The sequence below is a fragment of the Amycolatopsis sp. genome, assembly GCF_035276945.1.
Classification (GTDB): Bacteria; Actinomycetota; Actinomycetes; order Mycobacteriales; family Pseudonocardiaceae; genus Amycolatopsis_E.
Window position 1 is genome coordinate 1 of sequence record NZ_DATELF010000128.1, and the last position, 19675, is coordinate 19675.

Annotated in this window: 17 protein-coding genes and 1 rRNA gene; 6 read left to right on the forward strand and 12 right to left on the reverse strand. The window is 69.2% G+C overall.

What is annotated here, in order from left to right:
* Window positions 1-193: 193 nt before the first annotated feature.
* The 3 genes from VJT49_RS23020 to VJT49_RS23030 all read right to left on the reverse strand — a co-directional run bounded on the left by VJT49_RS23020 (window position 194) and on the right by VJT49_RS23030 (window position 3142).
* On the reverse strand, window positions 194-973 hold the full coding sequence (locus VJT49_RS23020) for a VOC family protein (protein WP_324166973.1): 780 nt from the start codon (window positions 971-973) through the stop codon (window positions 194-196).
* A 74-nt stretch (window positions 974-1047) separates the two neighbouring features.
* The gene (locus tag VJT49_RS23025; RefSeq protein WP_324166974.1) at window positions 1048-1620 is read right to left on the reverse strand and encodes a class F sortase; all 573 of its coding nucleotides are present in this window, start codon (window positions 1618-1620) and stop codon (window positions 1048-1050) included.
* A 118-nt stretch (window positions 1621-1738) separates the two neighbouring features.
* Window positions 1739-3142, reverse strand: coding sequence for an NAD(P)H-quinone dehydrogenase (locus tag VJT49_RS23030; RefSeq protein ID WP_324166975.1), 1404 nt, complete (start codon window positions 3140-3142; stop codon window positions 1739-1741).
* A 201-nt stretch (window positions 3143-3343) separates the two neighbouring features.
* On the opposite strand from VJT49_RS23030, the gene VJT49_RS23035 reads away from it, so the two are divergent.
* Complete coding sequence (locus VJT49_RS23035) at window positions 3344-3796, forward strand: gamma-glutamylcyclotransferase (RefSeq protein WP_324166976.1); 453 nt, start codon at window positions 3344-3346, stop codon at window positions 3794-3796.
* Window positions 3797-3876: 80 nt separating this feature from the next.
* Here the strand turns inward: VJT49_RS23035 and VJT49_RS23040 are convergent, their stop codons facing one another.
* The 6 genes from VJT49_RS23040 to VJT49_RS23065 all read right to left on the reverse strand — a co-directional run bounded on the left by VJT49_RS23040 (window position 3877) and on the right by VJT49_RS23065 (window position 11750).
* Window positions 3877-4674 (reverse strand): DUF559 domain-containing protein, encoded by a 798-nt coding sequence (locus tag VJT49_RS23040; RefSeq protein ID WP_324166977.1) that lies wholly within the window; start codon window positions 4672-4674, stop codon window positions 3877-3879.
* Window positions 4675-4963: 289 nt separating this feature from the next.
* Entirely contained in the window at window positions 4964-6250 is a 1287-nt protein-coding gene (locus tag VJT49_RS23045) for an amidohydrolase (RefSeq protein WP_324166978.1), read from the reverse strand.
* A 159-nt stretch (window positions 6251-6409) separates the two neighbouring features.
* Window positions 6410-6703: a hypothetical protein gene (locus tag VJT49_RS23050; RefSeq protein WP_324166979.1), complete on the reverse strand. Its 294-nt coding sequence runs from the start codon at window positions 6701-6703 to the stop codon at window positions 6410-6412.
* Between the two features lie 41 nt (window positions 6704-6744).
* On the reverse strand, window positions 6745-7743 hold the full coding sequence (meaB, locus tag VJT49_RS23055) for a methylmalonyl Co-A mutase-associated GTPase MeaB (RefSeq protein WP_324166980.1): 999 nt from the start codon (window positions 7741-7743) through the stop codon (window positions 6745-6747).
* Window positions 7744-9915: a methylmalonyl-CoA mutase gene (gene scpA, locus VJT49_RS23060; RefSeq protein ID WP_324166982.1), complete on the reverse strand. Its 2172-nt coding sequence runs from the start codon at window positions 9913-9915 to the stop codon at window positions 7744-7746. It abuts the gene before it with no gap.
* Window positions 9915-11750 (reverse strand): methylmalonyl-CoA mutase family protein, encoded by a 1836-nt coding sequence (locus VJT49_RS23065; protein ID WP_324166983.1) that lies wholly within the window; start codon window positions 11748-11750, stop codon window positions 9915-9917. The genes scpA and VJT49_RS23065 overlap by 1 nt, the downstream gene beginning before the upstream one ends.
* 110 nt (window positions 11751-11860) lie before the next feature.
* Between VJT49_RS23065 and VJT49_RS23070 the strand changes: the two genes are divergently transcribed.
* Window positions 11861-13534 carry a serine/threonine-protein kinase gene (locus tag VJT49_RS23070; protein ID WP_324166984.1) on the forward strand — a complete coding sequence of 558 codons (1674 nt, stop codon included), beginning with the start codon at window positions 11861-11863 and terminating at the stop codon, window positions 13532-13534.
* Here VJT49_RS23070 and VJT49_RS23075 read toward each other — a convergent pair.
* Window positions 13524-14141 carry a MerR family transcriptional regulator gene (locus tag VJT49_RS23075; protein WP_324166985.1) on the reverse strand — a complete coding sequence of 206 codons (618 nt, stop codon included), beginning with the start codon at window positions 14139-14141 and terminating at the stop codon, window positions 13524-13526. The two genes, VJT49_RS23070 and VJT49_RS23075, sit on opposite strands and share 11 nt — an antisense overlap.
* Before the next feature lie 91 nt (window positions 14142-14232).
* Between VJT49_RS23075 and VJT49_RS23080 the strand changes: the two genes are divergently transcribed.
* From VJT49_RS23080 to VJT49_RS23090, 3 genes are read left to right on the forward strand one after another with little or no spacing between them, the layout of a single operon-like run.
* Complete coding sequence (locus VJT49_RS23080) at window positions 14233-15171, forward strand: hypothetical protein (RefSeq protein WP_324166986.1); 939 nt, start codon at window positions 14233-14235, stop codon at window positions 15169-15171.
* The gene (locus VJT49_RS23085; RefSeq protein ID WP_324166987.1) at window positions 15168-15611 is read left to right on the forward strand and encodes an ABA4-like family protein; all 444 of its coding nucleotides are present in this window, start codon (window positions 15168-15170) and stop codon (window positions 15609-15611) included. The genes VJT49_RS23080 and VJT49_RS23085 overlap by 4 nt, the downstream gene beginning before the upstream one ends.
* 4 nt (window positions 15612-15615) lie before the next feature.
* Complete coding sequence (locus VJT49_RS23090; RefSeq protein ID WP_324166988.1) at window positions 15616-16407, forward strand: purine-nucleoside phosphorylase; 792 nt, start codon at window positions 15616-15618, stop codon at window positions 16405-16407.
* Here the strand turns inward: VJT49_RS23090 and VJT49_RS23095 are convergent.
* Window positions 16390-17556 carry a glycosyltransferase gene (locus VJT49_RS23095; protein WP_324166989.1) on the reverse strand — a complete coding sequence of 389 codons (1167 nt, stop codon included), beginning with the start codon at window positions 17554-17556 and terminating at the stop codon, window positions 16390-16392. The two genes, VJT49_RS23090 and VJT49_RS23095, sit on opposite strands and share 18 nt — an antisense overlap.
* 97 nt (window positions 17557-17653) lie before the next feature.
* Here VJT49_RS23095 and VJT49_RS23100 point away from each other — a divergent pair, with 97 nt between their 5' ends.
* A complete protein-coding gene (locus tag VJT49_RS23100; RefSeq protein ID WP_324166990.1) occupies window positions 17654-19294 on the forward strand; it encodes a phospho-sugar mutase in 1641 nt (546 codons plus the stop codon).
* Between the two features lie 301 nt (window positions 19295-19595).
* Here the strand turns inward: VJT49_RS23100 and rrf are convergent.
* Window positions 19596-19675: ribosomal RNA gene (gene rrf, locus VJT49_RS35610) — 5S ribosomal RNA — on the reverse strand; the annotation flags it as partial.

A 19675-nucleotide genomic window follows, 5' to 3' on the forward strand; every position in this document is an offset into this window, starting at 1 on the left:
CTGGACATGCTCACCAAGCTCCGACGCCAGATCATCGCCGCCCGTTTTATGCCAACATCACCCCGACCAGCCACAACCCAAGAAATCATGGAAGTCCAGCACGCCTGGGCACAAGCCGCCGCATAACCGCAAAAGTCGAGCACACCTGAGGAGGCCTTCAAGTTGCCTGAATTTTTCGCGAATTTTCCAATAGCTACTCGCCACTCACCGAGATCACGCTGAACGGCACGCCCTGGTCGTCGGTCACCTGAGCCATGCGGCCGTACGGCGTGTCCTGCGGGTCGGAAAGCACAGAACCACCCAGTTCCTGAATGCGGGCGGCGGCGGCATCGGTGTCGGAAACACCGAAATAAACCGCCCAGTGCGAAGGCGTCTCGGCGGGCATCTGCTCCGGGATCGCGCCCAATCCGCCGATCGGGCGGTCGTTCAAATTGAGCGTCACGTAGCGGAAACCCTCACCGGACATGTCCTGGACGCGGTAGCCGAACACCTCCGCGTAAAAGGCCTTCGCACCATCGAAGTCGCGAGTCATGCACTCGTTCCAGACCAGCGTTCCCGGTATGCCGGCGAGCTGGATACCGATCATTTCCCTGGCCTGCCACAGCCCGAACACGGCGCCGGCCGGATCGGCCGCCACCGCCATGCGGCCCGCGTCCCCGACATCACCCGGCGGCATCATCAGCTGACCGCCGGCCTCGGTGATCTTCGCCGCCGTCTTGTCCACGTCGGCAACCGAGAGATAGGTGGTCCAGGTGGACGGAACTCCCTCCATTCCCGGCATTTTCGGGCCGATCGCGGCGACACTCTTACCCTCGAGCGAGGCGATCTGATAATGGCCATACTCCTCGCCCTGATCCTCGGGCTGCCAGCCGAACAGCCCACTGTAGAACGCGGCCGCACGCTGCGTGTCGGGCACCATCACGTCGACCCAGGATGGCGTGCCCTCGGGCCAGGGGGTGTCACGGACGACCATGTCGAGCTCCTGTCTGTAGTAGATGTCTGTGGAGATGCTCACAGTCTCGCACCAGGCACCGACAAAAACAGGGCTCAGCGGAGGGCCGCGTAGACGATGATGTTGTCGCGATAGCTGTGCGCGGCCCGGTCGAAGCTGCCGCCACAGGTGATCAGCCGCAACTCCGGCCCCGCCGTGTCGCCGTACACTCCCTCGGTGGGAAAGGAATCCTTGCCGACCTGATCCACTTTGGTCACCACGAACCGGACGGTCGAGCCGTCCTTGCGGGACACGGACACCTGGTCACCGGGCACGAGTTCCTTCAGCCGGAAGAAAATCCCCTTCTGGTGATCACCGTCCACATGTCCCAGGATCACCGCGGGGCCGGGTTCTCCCGGCGCCGGGCCGTAGGAGTACCAGCCCGCCTGCATGGGCGCGCTGACCGGCGGGACCTCGACCGTCTGGTCCGGGTTCAGGCTGAGCGAAACCAGCGAGGAACGCGCGTCGATCTTGGGAATGTCCACGGTCGCGTGTTCGGCGCGCTCCGGTCCGGTGGTCCGCGTCGAACCCCCGGCCGGCGGCGGAACCACCTGGGCCGGTTTCGCCGAACACCCGACCAGCAGCACAAGCGCGAGCAAAGCGGCGAGAAGGCGCGGAATTCCTCTCATAGCGAACCTCGCAGCGGTAGGGACTCTTTGCTTCAACAGCGCCTACCGCCGCCGGCACGTTGTCCGCGAGACCGAACCGTGACGCGGGTCTCGTCCCGGGAGATCTTGTCAGTCCAGGTCAGTCCAGGTCGTCGTGCCGCATCAACTGGCGGCCCGCCTCGGTGATGGAGCCCGACAGCGACGGGTACACCGAGAACGTCAGCGCGAGATGGTCGACGGTGAGCTGGTTCTGCACGGCGAGCGCGATCGGCAGGATCAGCTCGCTCGCGGTCGGCGCCACCACGACACCACCCACCACCACACCGGTGGCCGGACGGCAGAACAGCTTCACGAACCCGTGCCGCAGACCCTCCATCTTCGCGCGGGCGTTGGTGGCCAGCGGCAGCATGATCGTGCGCGCCGGCACCTCACCGGAATCGATGGCTTGCTGGCTGATGCCGACGGTGGCGATTTCCGGGTGCGTGAACACGTTCGCCGCGACCGTCTTCAGCTTGATCGGGGCGACGCCCTCGCCCAGCGCGTGCCACATCGCGATCCGGCCCTGCATGCTCGCCACGGACGCGAGCATGAGCACGCCCGTGCAGTCACCGGCCGCGTACACGCCCGGAACGCTCGTGCGGGAGACCCGGTCCACTGTGATGAACCCACCGGGCCCTGGTTCGATGCCGACCTTCTCCAGCCCGATGTCGGCCGTGTTGGGGACCGAGCCGACCGTCATCAAAGCGTGGCTGGCCTCGATCACCCTGCCGTCGGCGAGGTGCACGGCCACACCTTTTTCGACGCGCTCGACACGTTCGGCGCGAGCGTGCTTCGCGACCGCGGTCCCGCGCTGGGAGAAGACCTCCTCCAGCACGGCGGCGGCGTCGGCGTCCTCGTGCGGCAGGACGCGGTCACGGCTGGAGACCAGGGTGACCTTGACGCCCATTTCCGTGTACGCGGAGGCGAACTCGGCGCCTGTGACACCCGAACCGACCACGACCAGATGTTCCGGAAGCTCGGGCAGGTCGTAGAGCTGGCGCCAGTCGAGGATGCGCTCGCCGTCGGGGACCGCGCCCGGCAGCACGCGGGGGGTCGCGCCGGTGGCGACGAGCACGACATCCGCGTCGAGCACGAAGGGGTCGCCCGAGCGGGGGGTCACCGCGACCTTGTGCGTGGCCAGCCCGGGTTCCTCGTCGCAGAACCGCGCCCCACCGATGATCACGCGCACGCCCTCACACTGGACCCGGGCCCGGATGTCCGCCGACTGGGCCAGCGCCAGCCCCTTCACACGGCCGTGCACCGTCGGCAGGTCGACGCCGACATCGGCCACGTCGGTCGCGATGCCCAGCTCGCCGAGCCCGTGCATGTTCGCGCGGGCGCCGGAGGAGGCGATGAAGGTCTTGGACGGCACACAGTCGTAGAGCACACAGGCGCCGCCGAGCCCATCCCGTTCGACCACGGTCACATCGGCGGCGTGTTGCGCCGCCACCAGCGCTGCCTCGTAACCCGCCGGGCCACCACCCATGATCACGATCCTGGTCACGTGCGCTCCTCCATCACCCGCTCGAGTGCCCGTCCGAAACACGCCCACCGCGTTCTTACTGGTCGGAGCCCTCGGCCACTCGCCCCGGCAGGCACGTCAGGTTTCCGGACGCCTTGTCCACGACAACCATAGGAGGGTCTCCCCGAAGTCCCACCTGTCGCCCTCAAAGGAAGCGCCGCGCGCTGCGGCTACTCTATGGGGGTGCCGTTGTATGCCGCCTACGGGTCCAACATGGAACCGACGCAGATGATGGAGCGCGCGCCGCATTCGCCGATGGCCGGCACGGGATGGCTGGAAGGATGGCGGCTCACCTTCGGCGGCGAGGACATCGGCTGGGAGGGCGCGCTCGCCACGATCGTCGAAGACCCGGGCTCCCGGGTGTTCGTGGTGCTCTACGACGTCAGCCCGCTGGACGAAGCCCTGCTCGACCGATGGGAAGGCGGAGAACTCGGCCTGCACAACAAGATCCGCCTGCGCGTGCAGACCATGGACGGTTCCGTGGTGGCCTGGCTCTACGTGCTCGACGCCTATGAAGGCGGCCTCCCCTCGGCCCGCTACCTCGGCGTCCTAGCCGACGCCGCCGAAGCCGCCGGCGCCCCCAAGGACTACGTCGACGACCTCCGCACCCGCCCCTGCCGCGGCATCGGCCCCTAGTCCCCCGCGAGTCCAGCTTTCCCAACACGCGAGTCCAGGTTTCGCGACACGCGAGTCCAGGTTTCGCGACGTCCCGCTCCCTACTCCGCGAATCCTCTGGCCCGGAAGGCGGCCCGCACCGCCGCGACCACTCGGCTCGGGTCCTTCAGATCGGCGGCATCAGCCCTGATCATGGTCCATCCCCGGCGGCGAAGGTCCTCGTCCCGAGCGACATCCCGCTCCTTACGGTTCTCGTGGGCGGCGTAGCCGTCGTACTCGACCGCGACCCTCGGCTCAGGCCAGCCGAAGTCAAGCCGGTAGATCACGTTGCCCGCGATGTCGAAAATCTGCACCTGCGGCTGGGGCACCGGCAGACCGGCATCGGCCAGGCTCAGCAACAGCCAACTCTCCGCCGGCGATTCGGCAAGCCCGGTCGCCAGGTCCAGCAACGCGACGCCCCGCAACTTGCCTCGCGGATCATCGCGGGTGCGGATTCTCTCCGCGGTCCACGCCCGGAATTCGGCGCGCTCGTTTTCCGGCAACAGGGCAAGAGCCTGATCCGCGCAGGCGATTCCCGATCTCCGGTCACCCCGGCACAGCACTTCGGCGAGCGCCACATCGACCGCGAGCACCCTGAGACCTGCTATTTCGGTGACGTCTTGCCATTCGAATCGTCCGTTGTGGACTAGCAGGCCGGGCCGTGAACCAAGGTTCCGGTGATAAGGCACGAGCACGTGGATGGGCGCCGGATCCGCGGCGGAGCACCCGTGCGCCACGAGTGCACTGTGCCCGCTGAGCACGGCCTCCGAGCCGGCATACAGCAAAGAAGCCGCCGCACGGGTATGGAACTCGGTGGCCCGGTGCGGATCCACGAACACGTCTCGCGAGAAAGACGCCAAGAGGCCCTGTCTGACGACGGACCTGAGAACCCGCGGAGTCAGGCTGCGGTTGAGTTCGAGACGGGAGTACACCCCGTGTAGTCCTTCTGGTAGTGACAGCACGTATCGACAGTCTCGCAATCCGCGAGTAATTCAACCCCGGAAACGAAATCTGTGGACAACTCGGTCCCATGTGGACAACTCGGACGCGCGCATCCGCATTCTTCGACCCGACTCAGCCGTCCCGGAACGCGAACTCGCACGTCACGAAAGCCCGACTCACGCGCCACGAAAGCCCGACTCGCGGCGGTCAGGCGAGGGCGGCCAGGGCGGTGTGCACCAGGACGCGGACACCGACGGGGAGGGCGCGTTCGTCGAGCTGGAAGGTGGGGCGGTGCAGGTCGCACTGTTCACCGGCGCCGGACCACACGCCGAGGCGGGCGAACGCGCCGGAAGTGTGCTCGAGGTACCACGCGAAGTCCTCGCCACCGGACGACTGGTCGGTGCCGGTCAGCGACTTGTCGCCGAGTGCGGCGCCGACACCGGCACGCAGCACGGCCGTGCTTTCCTCGTCGCCGACGAGCGGCGGGACGCCACGCCGGTAGTCCAGGGTGAACCCGACGCCCGTCGGCGCGAGCAGCGACTCCACCGAAGACGAGACCAGCGGCTCGAGCGCCTTCCACACCTCGTGATCCGCCGTCCGCAGGGTGCCACGGAGCACGCCGTCCTGCGGCACCGCGTTCGCCGCCTGGCCCGCGTGCACCGCGCCCCACACGAGCACCGTGCCCGATCGCGGGTCGACCCGGCGGGAAAGCACCGCGGGCAGGGAGGTGATGACCACGCCCAGCGCGTGCACGAGGTCCGCGGTCAGATGGGGCCGTGACGTGTGCCCGCCCGGCGAGGTCAGCCGCAGCTCGATCAGGTCGGCCGCCGAGGTCAGCGCGCCCACGCGGGAGCCGACGAGCCCGACCTCCAACCGCGGGTCGCAGTGCAGCCCGAAGATCCGGTCCACGCCGTCCAGCCCGCCGGCCGCGATCACGTCGAGCGCGCCGCCCGGCATGACCTCCTCGGCGGGCTGGAAGATCAGCCGGACCCGGCCCGGCAGCTCCGCCGCCGAGGACAGGGCCATCGCGGCGCCGAGCAGGATGGCGGTGTGCGCGTCGTGCCCGCAGGAGTGCGCCACACCCTCCACAGTGGACGCATAGGGTAGCCCGGTCGCCTCGGGCAGCGGCAGCGCGTCGATGTCGGCGCGCAGCGCGACGCAGGCCGGGCCGCTGCCGACGTCGCAGATCAGGCCGGTGCCGCCCGGCAGCACCTCGGGCTGCAGCCCGGCCGAGCGCAGCACGGCGCCGATCAGCTCGGTCGTGGCGAACTCGTCGCGCGCGAGCTCCGGGTGGGCGTGGATGTGCCGCCGCCAGGCCACCAGGTCACTGCCGGCACGTTCCAGCCACTCGTCCAGCCAGAACGGTCCTCTCCCCGCTCCGAGGTCGGTCACATGTGCCATGCTGACCCCGTCTGCCGTGATCAGCGCGTCCAGCGCCTCGACCGGGGCACTGCCATCACGGTCACCGGGAAGCCGTGAGTCGAGCACGGTCACGCCCAACCTCCGTACAACATCAGATTTAACCCGTTTGCCGCAATCCTGCCCCATACGTGCGGCAACTGTCCGCTTACGCGGTGCCCAGGCGGACGGCCGGTAGTAGTTCTGCGTTGAACGGCATTGGGAAGTTCGGTCTAGCTGTAACCACTCTCCGGGCTACTTGCCCTTCGCCTGGTCGTCCGCGCTCTTGCGCCGCTTCCTGCGAATGCTCCGGCCCCACACGACGATTCCCAGCAGCACCACCGCGGTCACGCCGACGACGACCTTGCTCTTGGTCTTCTGCGCGTTCGCCTTGTCGGTGTCCGCGGGGTCGATGCGCGGCCCGGGAGGCGCGGTGGCCTGCTGCGCGACGACCCCGATCGACGTGCTCGCCGAGGCGGCCGGCGCGGCGGGCGCGGCGAACAGGACCACGACGCCGAGTAGCAGCCCCGCCAGCAGTTTCTTGATCATCCCCACCTCCCTCAAACTCGCCGGTAAACCAGTGTGCCTGGTCAGCTACGGGAAGTCACGTCGGAAAAGGCATCCAGGATGCGTTGCGCGGCCAGCGTCGCGGTGAGCTCGCCGTCCCGCACCGCCTGCTCGACCTCGGGCACCACGGCCCGCACGGCGGGATGCCGGGCGAGCCGGTCGAGCACCTGGTCGCGCACCATCGCCCAGGTCCAGTCCACCTGCTGCTGCTTGCGCTTACGGTCCAGTTCACCCGAGGAGACCATCAGCTCCCGGTGCCGCTCGATCTGTTGCCACACCGTGTCCAGCCCGACGTCGTGCAGCCCGCTACAGGTCAGCACCGGTGGGGTCCAGGGCGCGTCGGGCCCGTAGATCATCCGCAGGGCTCCGGACAGCTCGCGGGCCGCCCGCTTGGCGTCCCGCTCGTGCGGCCCGTCGGCCTTGTTCACGGCGATCACGTCGGCGAGTTCCAGCACGCCCTTCTTGATGCCCTGCAACTGGTCGCCGGTCCTGGCCAGGGTGAGGAAGAGGAAGCAGTCGACCATGTTCGCCACGGTCACCTCGGACTGCCCGACCCCGACGGTTTCGACCAGCACGACGTCGTACCCCGCGGCCTCCATCAGCACGATCGTCTCGCGGGTCGCCCTGGCCACGCCGCCGAGCGTGCCGGAGGTCGGCGACGGCCGGATGAACGCCGCCGGGTCCACGGCCAGCCGCGCCATCCTGGTCTTGTCGCCAAGGATGCTGCCGCCGGTCCTGGTCGACGACGGGTCGACGGCGAGCACGGCGACCCGGTGCCCGGCCGCGGTGAGGTCGGTACCGAGCTGGTCGATGAAGGTCGACTTGCCGACCCCGGGCACGCCGGTGATACCGACCCGCCGGGCGCCCCCGGTGTGCGGCAACAGCTCGACCAGCAGTTCCTGGGCCAGCTGCCGGTGGTCGGCCCGGTTCGACTCGACCAGCGTGATCGCCCTCGACAGGGTGCCGCGATCACCCGCGAGGACGCCCTTCGCGTAGGCGCCGACGTCGATCTTGCGAGCCACTCAGGGACCCTCGGCGGCTTCCAGTTGGTCCAGCAGGCCGAGAGCGGCGTCCGCGATGACCGTGCCGGGCCCGAAGATCGCCGCCGCTCCGGCCTCGCGCAGGGCGTCGTAGTCCTGTGGGGGGATGACACCGCCGACCACGATCATGATGTCGTCACGGCCCTGCTGGACGAGTTCCCCGCGGAGCGCGGGCACCAGCGACAGGTGTCCCGCCGCGAGCGACGACACGCCGACCATGTGCACGTCCGCCTCGATCGCCTGCCGCGCGACCTCGGCCGGGGTCGAGAACAGCGGGCCGACGTCCACGTCGAACCCCAGGTCGGCGAACGCGGTCGCGATCACCTTCTGCCCGCGGTCGTGCCCGTCCTGGCCCATCTTGGCGACCAGGATCCGTGGCCGGCGGCCCTCGGCCTCGGCGAACCGCTCGACCCGTACCCGTACCTTGTCCACGTTCCCGGCTTTCCCGACCTCGTCCCGGTACACCCCGGAAATGGTACGAATCTGGCCGGAATGGCGTCCCCAAACCTTTTCCAGCGCCTCGGAGATCTCACCGACAGTGGCTTTGGCGCGGGCGGCGTCGATGGCCAGCGCGAGGAGGTTCCCGTCCCCTTCGGCGCCCGCGGTGAGCCTGCGCAGCGCGTCCTCGGCCGCCTGCTGGTCCCGTTCCGCACGCAGCCGCCGCAACTTCTCCAGTTGCTGCGCGCGCACCCCGGCGTTGTCGATCTTGAGCACGTCGACCTGCTCGTCGGAGACGACGCGGTACTTGTTGACGCCGATCACCGGCTGACGTCCGGAGTCGATCCGCGCCTGCGTGCGCGCGGCGGCCTCTTCGATACGCAGCTTGGGAATCCCGGCGTCGATGGCACGGGCCATGCCCCCGGCGGACTCGACCTCGCTGATGTGCGCCCAGGCCTTGCGCGCCAGGTCGTAGGTGAGCCGTTCGACGAAAGCACTGCCACCCCACGGGTCGATCACCCGGGTGGTGCCGGACTCCTGCTGGAGCAGCAGCTGCGTGTTCCGGGCGATCCGTGCGGAGAAGTCGGTGGGCAGCGCGAGCGCCTCGTCCAGCGCGTTGGTGTGGAGGGACTGCGTGTGGCCCTGCGTCGAGGCGATGGCCGCGACGCAGGTACGGACCACGTTGTTGTAGACGTCCTGCGCGGTGAGCGACCAGCCCGAAGTCTGGCAGTGCGTGCGCAGGGACAGGGACTTCTCACTGCGCGGCTCGAACTGCTTGACCAGCTTGGCCCACAGCAGCCGGGCCGCGCGCATCTTCGCGACCTCCATGAAGAAGTTCATGCCGATCGCCCAGAAGAAGGACAGCCGGGGCGCGAACTTGTCGATCTCCAGCCCCGTGTCGAGTCCGGCGCGGATGTACTCGACACCGTCGGCGAGCGTGTAGGCCAGTTCCAGGTCGGCGGTCGCCCCGGCTTCCTGCATGTGGTAGCCGGAGATGGAGATCGAGTTGAACCGCGGCATCCGGTGCGAGGTGAACGCGAAGATGTCGGAGATGATCCGCATCGACGGCTGCGGCGGGTAGATGTAGGTGTTGCGGACCATGAACTCCTTGAGGATGTCGTTCTGGATGGTCCCGGCGAGCTGTTCCGGTCCGACCCCCTGTTCCTCGGCGGCGACGATGTAGAGCGCCAAAACCGGCAGCACCGCGCCGTTCATGGTCATCGACACGCTCATCTTGTCCAGCGGAATGCCGTCGAAGAGCTGGCGCATGTCGTAGATGGAGTCGATGGCCACGCCCGCCATGCCGACGTCACCGGCGACGCGCGGATGATCCGAGTCGTAACCGCGGTGGGTGGCCAGGTCGAAGGCCACGGACAGGCCCTTCTGCCCGGCCGCGAGATTGCGCCGGTAGAAGGCGTTGGACTCCTCCGCGGTGGAGAACCCCGCGTACTGCCGGATCGTCCACGGCTGGGTGGTGTACATGGTGGGGTACGGCCCGCGCAGGAACGGCGCGACCCCGGGATACGTGCCCAGGAAGTCCACATCGGATAGATCAGCCGCGGTGTACAGCGGTTTGACGCCGATCCCCTCGGGTGTTTCCCAGGCCAGCGCGTCGGCGCCCTTCCCGGTGGACGACTCCAGCGCCTCCGCCCACCCGTCCTGGCTGCCGGGGTCGGGGATGCCGAGTTCGACGTCGGCGAAGTCGGGGATGGCCATCACTTCACTCCCAGCTTCTCGAGGACGTCCCGCAGGGCGGCCAGAGCGTCACAACCGGTGTGGACGTACCCACCGATCCCGGGATATTCGCCGGGCTTTCCGGCCAGCAGCACGTCGATCGCACCCGCTTCGCGCAACCCGGCCGCGACCGCGCTGGCCTGCTCGGCGTAGGACCGGTCGCTGCCGCAGACACATGCGATGGTGGCGCCGCTCACCCGGAACGCCCCGACCACGTCGTCCACGGCACCCGGGTTGACCGGCTCGACGCCTCCCGCCTGGAACAGGTTCGACGCGAACGTGGCGCGGGCGGTGTGCGCGGCTACCGGACCGAGCGTGGCCAGGAAGATCTTCGGCCGTGCTCCGTGCTCGGCCAGATGCGCGTCGGACATTTCACGCAGTTCCTCGTAGGCCTGCGCGTACCGGATCCGTGGCAACCCACCGTGCTCGTCCACATGAGACGGATCCGATACCCGCTCGACCGGTTTCTCTGCCAGGTAAGGGAATTCACTGATGCCGGTAATCGGGTCTTCGCGCGTGGCAAGCCGTTTCGAGCGCTCCTGAAAGGTCCGCGCCAGCCGTTCGGCGAGAAATCCGGAGTCCAAAGCGGACAATATCCCGCCCTGCCGTTCGAGCTCGGTGAACTCGCGCCACGCGGCGTTCGCCAGCGCGTCGGTCAGGTTTTCCACGAACCACGAACCACCGGCCGGGTCGATCACCCCGGCCAGCCGGGACTCCTCCAGCAGGATCGACTGGGTGTTCCGTGCGATCCGGCGGGAGAACTCCTCGGGCAGCCCGATCGCGGCGTCGAACGGCAGCACGGTCACCGCGTCCGCGCCGCCGACCCCGGCGGCGAAGCAGGCGACGGTGGTCCGCAGCATGTTCACCCAGGGATCGCGCCTGGTCAGCATCGCGGGCGAAGTCACCGCGTGCTGCCGCATCCCGAGCGCGGTTCCCCCGGACACCTCCGTGACCCGCGCCCAGAGCCGCCTGGCGGCGCGCAGTTTCGCGATGGTGAGGAACTGGTCGGCGGTGGCGGCCAGCCGGAACTCGAGCTGGGCCGCCGCCCGGCCGACGCTCAGCCCGGCGTCGGTGAGCGCCCGCAGGTAGGCCACGCCCGCCGCGATCGTCGCGCCCAGTTCCTGGGCGTCCGACCCGCCCGCCTCGTGGAACGGCAGCCCGTCGGCCACGATGGTGCGCAGCTTCGGGTGCGGCCCGGCCAGCCTGGCCGCGAGCGCGGCCACGGGGGCCAGCTCGTGCGGTTGGCCGGTGCGTGCACGCAGGCCGACCGGGTCCGCGCCGATGACCGCGACGACCTCGCTGCCCGGCAGCCCGCCGAACAGTTCGAGCAGGGCGTTCGCCGCGTTCTCGAAGTCCTCGCCCGGCTCCAGGACAACGGGGGCAAGGTCAACTTGGACACCGGCCAGCGCGTCCGCCAGCGAGGACGCCGGAAGCCGCAGCCACAGCGAGGTGGCACCGTTTTCCAGGTCGGCGAGCACGGCCCGGTTCGTGGCGGCCGGGTCCGGATGCGCATGCAGCGCCCGGACGTCCCAGCCGGTCCCCACCGAACCCTCCGGCCTGGCGCCCCGCACGAACGGCGCCACCCCCGGGAAACCCGCTGGTGGTGCCTGGTCTTCGGCGGTGTAGAGCGGCTGGATCTCGATGCCGTCGTAGGTCGTGCTGGTGAGCAGGCTTTCGGGCGCTCCGGTGAAGTTCTCCGGCAGCGCGCCGCTCTTGCGCAGAACTCCGGCCACGAACCGCTGCCAGTCCGCCCGGCGGACCTGGCCGAACTCGGCGGCAAGCGCGAGTTCTTCGGGCGTCGTGCCGGCCTGAGTCATAGTTACCGATGCTAGGGACCCTCGCATGGGCACAAGTGTGAGCCTGCTCGCGTTCCCTCGGCCACCCGAACCCCTGCACGCGCCACCGGCGGCGCTGACACAATGAGCGCGTGTCCTCTGCCAGCGAAGAGTCACGAGTCGTCGCCGGGCGCTACCGGCTACGCTCAGTGCTGGGCTCCGGGTCCATGGGCACCGTGTGGTCGGCCTACGACGACTTCCTGCAACGGCCGGTGGCGGTCAAGGAAATCCTGCTCCCTCCCGGGGTGACCGCTACCCAGGCGGACGAACTGCGCGAGCGGACCCTTCGCGAGGCCAGAGCCATCGGCGTGCTGTCTCACCCGAACGTGATCGTGCTGCACGACGTGGCGCGGGAAAACGGCCTGCCGTTCGTGGTGATGGAGTTGCTGTCGTCGCACAGTCTCGCCGAACTGCTGCGTGAGCACGGCCCGCTCACCGTCGAGCAGGCGGCCGCCGTGGGGGACGCCGTCGCCGCCGCGCTGGAGGCCGCGCACGACGCCGGGATCACCCATCGCGATGTGAAGCCCGGCAACGTGCTGGTCGCCGACGACGGGCGGATCAAGCTGACCGACTTCGGCATCGCGCGCAACGTGTCCGAAGCGACCATGACCAGGACCGGGATGGCCCTGGGTTCACCCGCCTACATCGCCCCGGAAGTGGCTTCCGGACGCGCGGTCACCCCGGCGGCCGACCTGTGGGGGCTCGGCGCGACCCTGTTCCACACCATCGAGGGACACCCGCCCTATGACGCCGACGGCGACCCGCTGGAGACCGTCGGGAAGGTGGTCAAGGGCGAGGTGCCGCGCCCGAGCCCGTGCCCGCTCGCGCCGGTGATCATCGGTTTGATGGCGAAGGAGCCCCGGGACCGGATGCCGCTGCGCGAGGTCCGCCAGCAGCTGTATCCGCTGCTCACCAAGGCTCCGCGGGTGCTGTTCGGCCCGGAGATGTTCCGCAAGGCGAGCGGGCGGCGTGTCGACGCGACCGACACACGGGAGATCATGGCCGCTTCGCCGCCCGTGCCGAGGGTGGTGGAGAAACCCGTCGAAACGAGCATGCAACTGGCCCCGGACCCCGGTCCGCTGCCGTTCGCGCCCGCTCCTGTGCCGAGGCCGGAGCCGGCCGGCCGCACCGTGCTGACCACGGCACTGCTCACCGCTGCCGCGATCCTGCTCTTCCTCGTTTCCGCGGTCGGCGGTTTCGTCGCGGCGCGGGCCATCGGTGGGCAGCCGATCACCCCGCCACCGCGCCCGGCGACCACGGCTCCCGCTGAGTCACCACCCACCAACTTCGAGCGGCAGGACGGCGACGCCGCCAGCATCCGGGGGGAGGACGCCAGGTTCACGGTGGAGGTGCCCGCGGAATGGCAGCGGTTCACCAGCCCCCAGGCCGGGGACAACCTGCCGCCGTCGACCCTGGTCCAGTGGATCTCGCCGGACGGCTCCCAGATGCTCGCGGTCGACCATTTCGCCAACTACTTCCCCGGCTACACCATCGACGCGTACCTGTCGGCGCTCGCGAAGACCCGGGGCTACAACCAGGTCGCGAAGAGCCCGCTGCCGAAACCGGCCAACGGCGTCATGCTCACCTGCCGCGCGCTGGACACCGCGAACGGCGCCCAGATCAGCAGAACCACGTTCGCGAAGATCTTCCAGGCCAACAACGGGAGCCTGTGGGCGGTGAGCGTGACCGTGCCGACCGAACAGGAGTTCACTGCCCGGACCACGCTCGCCGACCGGATCCTGCCGACCTTCACCATCACCTCCTGAACCGGCGCGCCGAAGCGTTCTGGTGCCCAAGCCGGCGTAGCGCGGTGAACAGGGCGTCCCCCAGCACCGTGCCGATCACCGCACCCTCCACAATGGACTCCGTCGTGGGCAGGGCGGAGAGCATGCCCAGGTCGACCTCGGCCAACCCCTCGGCCAGTTCCGCGTAGTCGGAGATCCGCGCGAGCAGGTCGGTGCGGTTCAGTTCGGCATACACGCAAAGTGTGCCGACCAGCGACTCGACCACGACGTCGTCGGATTTCACGTCCCACCCGCGCTCCTCGCCGATCTTCTCGATCAGTGACATCGCCCAGGCCCGGGACTCGTCGTCCACCCGCGGCTTCGGCGCGGGCAGGCCGTGCTGGGCGATGCCGAGGACGCTGTGCGTCGAGGTGCGGTCGTCGATCGCGGCGAGAACTTCACGCACCCCGGCGATGGACAGCCCGCCGACGTCGAGCAGCGCCCGGACCATCTTCAGCCGTCGGACGTGTTCCTCGCCGTAGCGGGCCTGGTTGGGACTCGTGCGCTCGCCGGGTGGGAGCAGTCCTTCGCGCAGGTAGTACTTGATCGTCGCGACCGGCACGCCCGACGCACTGCTCAGTTCCGCCATCCGCAAGGCGACCCTCCCGGTGAGTCTTCCCAGGATGGATAGTTTAACTTACCATAGCGGATAGAGTCACTATCCATATTGAGGAGGAAGCATGGCCACCTGGAACCGTCCGATGACGGTCTTCGCGGGCGTGATGGGCGTGATGGGCTTCATCTCCCTTGGGGGACTGTTCTTCGACGACCGGATTCTGCTCGGCGCGCCGATCTGGCTGAAGCCGTTCAAGTTCGCCGTATCCTTCGCCATCTACTGCCTGACCTGGGCCTGGCTGACGTCGAAGCTCACGCGGGGGAAACGACTGGCGAACCGGGTTGCGGCCGGCCTCGTCGCATTGCTGGCCGCGGAGTACGTCATCATCGCCACCCAGACGGTGCGCGGCCGGCCCAGCCACTTCAACGTCGCCACCCCCTTCGACCGCACCCTCTACGTGATCATGGGCGTGAGCGCCGCCGGGCTCTGGATCGGCACGATGGCGCTCACGGTGCCCTTGCTCCGCCAGCCGATCGCCGACACCGCCAGCCGGCTGGCCATCCGGATCGGAATGGTCATCTCGGTCGTCGGAATCGGACTCGGCGCGTTGATGGTGACCCGGCCGGCGGGCCAGGCCGGGGCCCAGGGAGTGATCGGCGCGCACACCGTGGGCGCCAGGGACGGTGGGCCGGGCATGCCGATCACCGGGTGGAGCACCATCGGCGGTGACCTGCGCATTCCGCATTTCGTCGGGATGCATGCCCTGCAGGCGCTGCCGCTGTTCGTGGTCCTGCTCGGCCTGCTGGCCCGCCGGTTCCCGAGGTTGGGCTTCGACACCGTCCGGGGCCGCCTGGTGTGGATCGCCGGTGGTGTCTACGGCGGCCTGGTGGCGCTGGTCACCTGGCAAGCGCTGCGTGGTCAGTCGCTCATCCACCCCGATGGCCTCACCCTCACCGCACTGGGCGTCCTCGTCGGCGCGGCGCTGGCAACCACGGTGCTCACGCTCGCCCCGTCCCCGCGGCGCGCGGCCGTGGAACCGCGGTCGGAAGAGGTGGTCCGGTGACCCTGTTCGACTCGGCGTGCTACCTGGCGGCGCCGCTCTGGGCGTTGATGATCTTCGTGCCGCACTGGGCGTGGACCCGGCGGATCATGTCGTCGCCGTGGGTGCCGCTGCTCCCGCTGGCGGTGTACTTCGCGGTCGCGCTGCCCCATTTCGGTGAGCTGTGGCGGGTGGTGAGCCGGCCGGATCTCCCGGCGCTGCAAGCGTTTCTCGGCCAGCCGTACGGAGCGACGGCGATCTGGGCGCATCTGGTGGCCTTCGACCTGTTCCTTGGCCGGTGGATGTACTTCGAGGGCAGGGAGCGCGGGATCGGCGCGCCCGTCGTCAGCCCGATCCTGCTGCTGACGATCTTCCTGTCCCCGATCGGCCTAGTCGCGTTCCTCGCCGTGCGGTCGGCCAGGTCACGGCGGTCTTCGGAACCCGTCGGCGCCCTGAGACGATGAGGCCATGAGCGAACAAGACCTCGCTTCCGCCGCGGCGACCACCATCGCGGAGCGCACCAACATCGCCAAGCACGATATCGCCCTGGTGCTGGGTTCCGGCTGGCGGCCGGCCGCCGACGTGCTCGGTACCCCGGACACCGAGATCCCGCTCGGTGACCTGCCGGGGTTCGAAAGGCCGACCGCGGTCGGCCACGGCGGCACCGTGCGCTCGGTGGACGTGGACGGCAAGCGGGCACTGGTCCTGCTCGGCCGCACCCACCTCTACGAGGGCAAGGGTGTGGCGCGGGTGGTGCACAACGTGCGCACCGCGGCGGCGGTCGGGGTCAAGTCGGTGCTGCTCACCAACGCCGCGGGCGGCCTGCGCGAAGGCTTCGCAGTCGGTCAGCCGGTGCTCATCAGCGACCACCTGAACCTGACCGCCACCTCGCCGATCACCGGAGCGAACTTCGTCGACCTCGTCGACCTGTACTCGCACCGGCTGCGCAAGCTGGCTCGCGAAATCGACCCGGGCCTGGAGGAAGGTGTGTACGCCGGCCTGCCGGGGCCGCATTTCGAGACCCCGGCGGAGATCCGGATGCTGCGCACGCTCGGCGCCGACCTGGTCGGGATGTCGACCGTGCTGGAGGCCATCGCCGCCCGCGCGGCCGGGGTCGAGGTGTTCGGGCTGTCGCTGGTGACCAACCTCGCGGCCGGGATGACCGGTGAGCCGCTCAGCCACGAGGAGGTGCTCGAAGCGGGCCGGGCTTCGGCGACCCGCATGGGCACTCTCCTGCGGGCCCTAGTCGCCCGCGCCTGACGCGATTTCCGGCAGTACCGCGACGGTGGCTTCGGGCGAGGGCATCGCGGCGATTTCGGTCGCGACCGCCTTGGCCGCCGCGCGGTACTCCTCGCCGGTGAGCAGGTGATTCACCTTGGCGGTGACCGCTTCCGCTGACTGATCGCCCCCGAGTAGCTGGTCGCCCGCGCCGGCCGCCGTGACGACTTCGGCATTGCTGAACTGGTCGGCACCTTGCGGGAGCACCAGCTGAGGCAGCCCGTTGGCCAGCGCGCCCAGCGTGGTACCGCTGCCGCCGTGATGCACCACAAGGTCGGCCTGCGGGAGCAGTTCGGCCTGGGGCACCCATTTCTCGACCCTCACCCGGTCCGGCACCTCCGTCAGCGCGTCGACATCGATGGTCGGCCCGGCCGCGACGAGCACGTCGACATCCAGCGCGCCGAGCCCGTCGATGGCCTGCCGCAGGACCGGGATGGCGCCGAACACGGTCCCGAGCGTGAGATAGACCAGCGGCCGGTCACGTTTCCGGGCCGCCAGCCAGGCGGGGAGCCGGCCGGGCTCGTTCACCGGCACCGGCTTCAGGGGGATCCGGTTCCCCGCTTTGAGGAACTCCTTGTCCTGCATCGAGGCGGGGTAGATGTCGAGGTAGGGATCGCCGCCATCACGGTTCTTTTCGATCGGGAAGTCAACCCCGACTTCCGCCGCGAAAGCCTGGAGCCGTTCGCCGATCGGGTGGTTGTCGACGAACCCCGCTCGGCCGATGCCGTGGCAGATTCCGGGTACACCCGCCAGCTTGGCCGCGAAGAAAGCGCCGCGGTTGGCCGACTCGTACACGACGAGGTCGGGCTGGACACGCTCCAGGACCGGGCGGAGGTCGGCCGCGTTGGCCCGGGGCAGCACGTTTCCGAAGGCCTCGGCCACCAGCTCCGCCTGCCGTTCCGGCGTGATACTGGCGCGGTCCCCCAGGGTTCCGCCTGCCGCCCTGACGAACGCCTCCGGCATCCCGATTCCCGCTGGGACAGCGGCCAGGCCGAACCCGGCGAGACAGTGGTGGAACGACTCGCCGGTAGCGAAGAGCACGTCATGACCTACGTCCCGGGCGGCGAGCGCCAGCGGGATCACCGGATAGGTGTGACCATGCGTCGGCAGGCTGGCAAACAGGATGCGCATGTAAGCCGACTATAACCGGTCATTCGCCGGCCTGCGACGTGTTACCGGGTAAACACCTCGTGGCACGTACGCTGACCGCGTGAGCAACGAATTCCGGCTGACGCCCGACTTGCGTGACCGGGCCTTCCGCTGGATCGCCGACGACGTCGATTCCGACGCTCGTGAAGAGCTGCAGGCGGTACTCGCCTCCGCGCTCGGCGGGATACCGGGCACGGCGGCCGAGCTTGCGGAGCGAATGGCTGGCCCGCTCGAATTCGGCACTGCCGGCCTGCGCGGCCCGATGCGCGCCGGCCCGAACGGGATGAACAGCGCGGTCGTCGTCCGCACCACCGCGGGCGTGGCCGCGTGGCTGGCGCGGCAGGGCGAATCCGGCCGGACCGTCGTCATCGGCCGGGACGCCCGGCACGGTTCGGAGACGTTCGCCATCGCGGCCGCCGAAGTCCTCCACGCCGCGGGCTTCGACGTCCGCGCGCTGCCTCGTCCACTCCCGACACCCGTACTGGCCTTCGCGGTCAAGAAGCTGGGCGCGGTCGCGGGGATCCAGATCACCGCGTCGCACAATCCGCCCGCCGACAACGGCTACAAGCTGTATGACCGCAGCGGAGCCCAGATCGTACCGCCTGCCGATCGCGAGATCGAGGACGCGATCGCCAAGGCGCCCGCCGCGCTGCGGATCCCCCGCACGCCGGGTGCGCTCGTCCTCGGCGACGACTTGCTGAACGGGTACCTGGCGAAGGTCGCCGAACTGCCCAGGGGTAACGCGCGCACGTTGCGAGTGGCCGCGACGGCGCTGCACGGGGTCGGCGCCGCCACCCTGACGCGGGCCCTCGAAGGGGCCGGTTTCACCGACCTCCACATGGTCCCCGAGCAGTCCACACCGGACCCGAACTTCCCGACGGTCCCGCTCCCGAACCCGGAGGAGCCCGGCGCCACCGACCTGCTGCTCGCGCTCGCGTCCGAAGTAGACGCCGACCTGGCCATCGCGCTCGATCCGGACGCCGACCGGTGCGCGCTGGGGGTGCGGGAACGCGACGGGTCGTGGCGAATGCTGCGTGGCGACGAAACCGGCGTCCTGCTGGGCGAACACGTATTGTCCACGACGAATGCCGCTGATCCGTTGGTGGCCACCACGATCGTGTCGTCGGAGATGCTCGGGGAAATCGCCGTCGCGCACGGCGCCCGCTACGCGGAGACGTTGACCGGCTTCAAATGGCTCATGCGTGCCGGCGACGGGCTGGTCTACGCCTACGAGGAGGCGCTGGGGCTGTGCGTCAACCCGGATTTCGTCCGGGACAAGGACGGAATCGCGGCCGCGGTGCTGGCCTGCGACCTGGCCGCGACAGTGCGGGCGGCCGGTCGTTCGCTGCTTGACATGCTCGACGAGCTCGCCGTCCGGCATGGGGTTCACCTGACCGACCAGGTGTCCCTGCGGGTCACTGATCTGGGTGTGCGAGCGAAACTGATGACCGCCCTACGCTCGGCTCCCCCGGCCGAACTCGCCGGTGTGCCGGTGACCACGGAGGATCTGCTGCCCGAAACGGACGGCCTACGGATCAAGGGGCCAGGCGTTCGGGTGGTGATCCGGCCATCCGGTACCGAGCCGAAACTGAAGACCTATCTCCAGGTGACCGAGCCGGTCATGGACGCCGGCGCACTGAGCGCCGCACGCGAAGCGGCCTCGACCCGGCTGGCCGCGCTTCGCGAATCGATCGGCGGAATTCTCGAAGTCGGCGCCTGAAGTCGCCCATCGCCCCCGTGCACGTGGCGTTGAAATGCCTCGAGGCCCTGGGAGAACGAAAGGTTTTCGACCAGGGCCTCATGATCAGCAGGTACGGAGTGCTCACTGGGCCAGGGTACGGGTGCGCGGTAAAAAAGGGCCGCGAGGTTTCGGGAGAGGGTTGCTCTCGACCGAAGCCTCGCGGTTCTTTTTTGGTTGTGTTCGGTGGTGTCCTACTAGCTTTCTTCCGAGTGTGTGGGTATGCGCAAAGGGCCCGCTAGGGTGGCCGATTGGCTATCCTAGCGGGCCCTTTGGAAGGGGTGTTCGGTGGTGTCCTAGTCTCCCACACCCTGGCGGGTGCAGTACCATCGGCGCTGGTGGGCTTAGCTTCCGGGTTCGGGA

What these genes read in the sequence shown, in the direction of transcription:
- VJT49_RS23090 (WP_324166988.1), top strand. Translation starts at nt 15,616, where the DNA reads ATGAGCGAACAAGACCTCGCTTCCGCCGCGGCGACCACCATCGCGGAG.
- VJT49_RS23080 (WP_324166986.1), top strand. Translation starts at nt 14,233, where the DNA reads ATGGCCACCTGGAACCGTCCGATGACGGTCTTCGCGGGCGTGATGGGC.
- VJT49_RS23075 (WP_324166985.1), bottom strand. Translation starts at nt 14,141, where the DNA reads ATGGCGGAACTGAGCAGTGCGTCGGGCGTGCCGGTCGCGACGATCAAG.
- scpA (WP_324166982.1), bottom strand. Translation starts at nt 9,915, where the DNA reads ATGGCCATCCCCGACTTCGCCGACGTCGAACTCGGCATCCCCGACCCC.
- VJT49_RS23065 (WP_324166983.1), bottom strand. Translation starts at nt 11,750, where the DNA reads ATGACTCAGGCCGGCACGACGCCCGAAGAACTCGCGCTTGCCGCCGAG.
- VJT49_RS23050 (WP_324166979.1), bottom strand. Translation starts at nt 6,703, where the DNA reads ATGATCAAGAAACTGCTGGCGGGGCTGCTACTCGGCGTCGTGGTCCTG.
- VJT49_RS23025 (WP_324166974.1), bottom strand. Translation starts at nt 1,620, where the DNA reads ATGAGAGGAATTCCGCGCCTTCTCGCCGCTTTGCTCGCGCTTGTGCTG.
- VJT49_RS23095 (WP_324166989.1), bottom strand. Translation starts at nt 17,556, where the DNA reads ATGCGCATCCTGTTTGCCAGCCTGCCGACGCATGGTCACACCTATCCG.
- VJT49_RS23020 (WP_324166973.1), bottom strand. Translation starts at nt 973, where the DNA reads ATGGTCGTCCGTGACACCCCCTGGCCCGAGGGCACGCCATCCTGGGTC.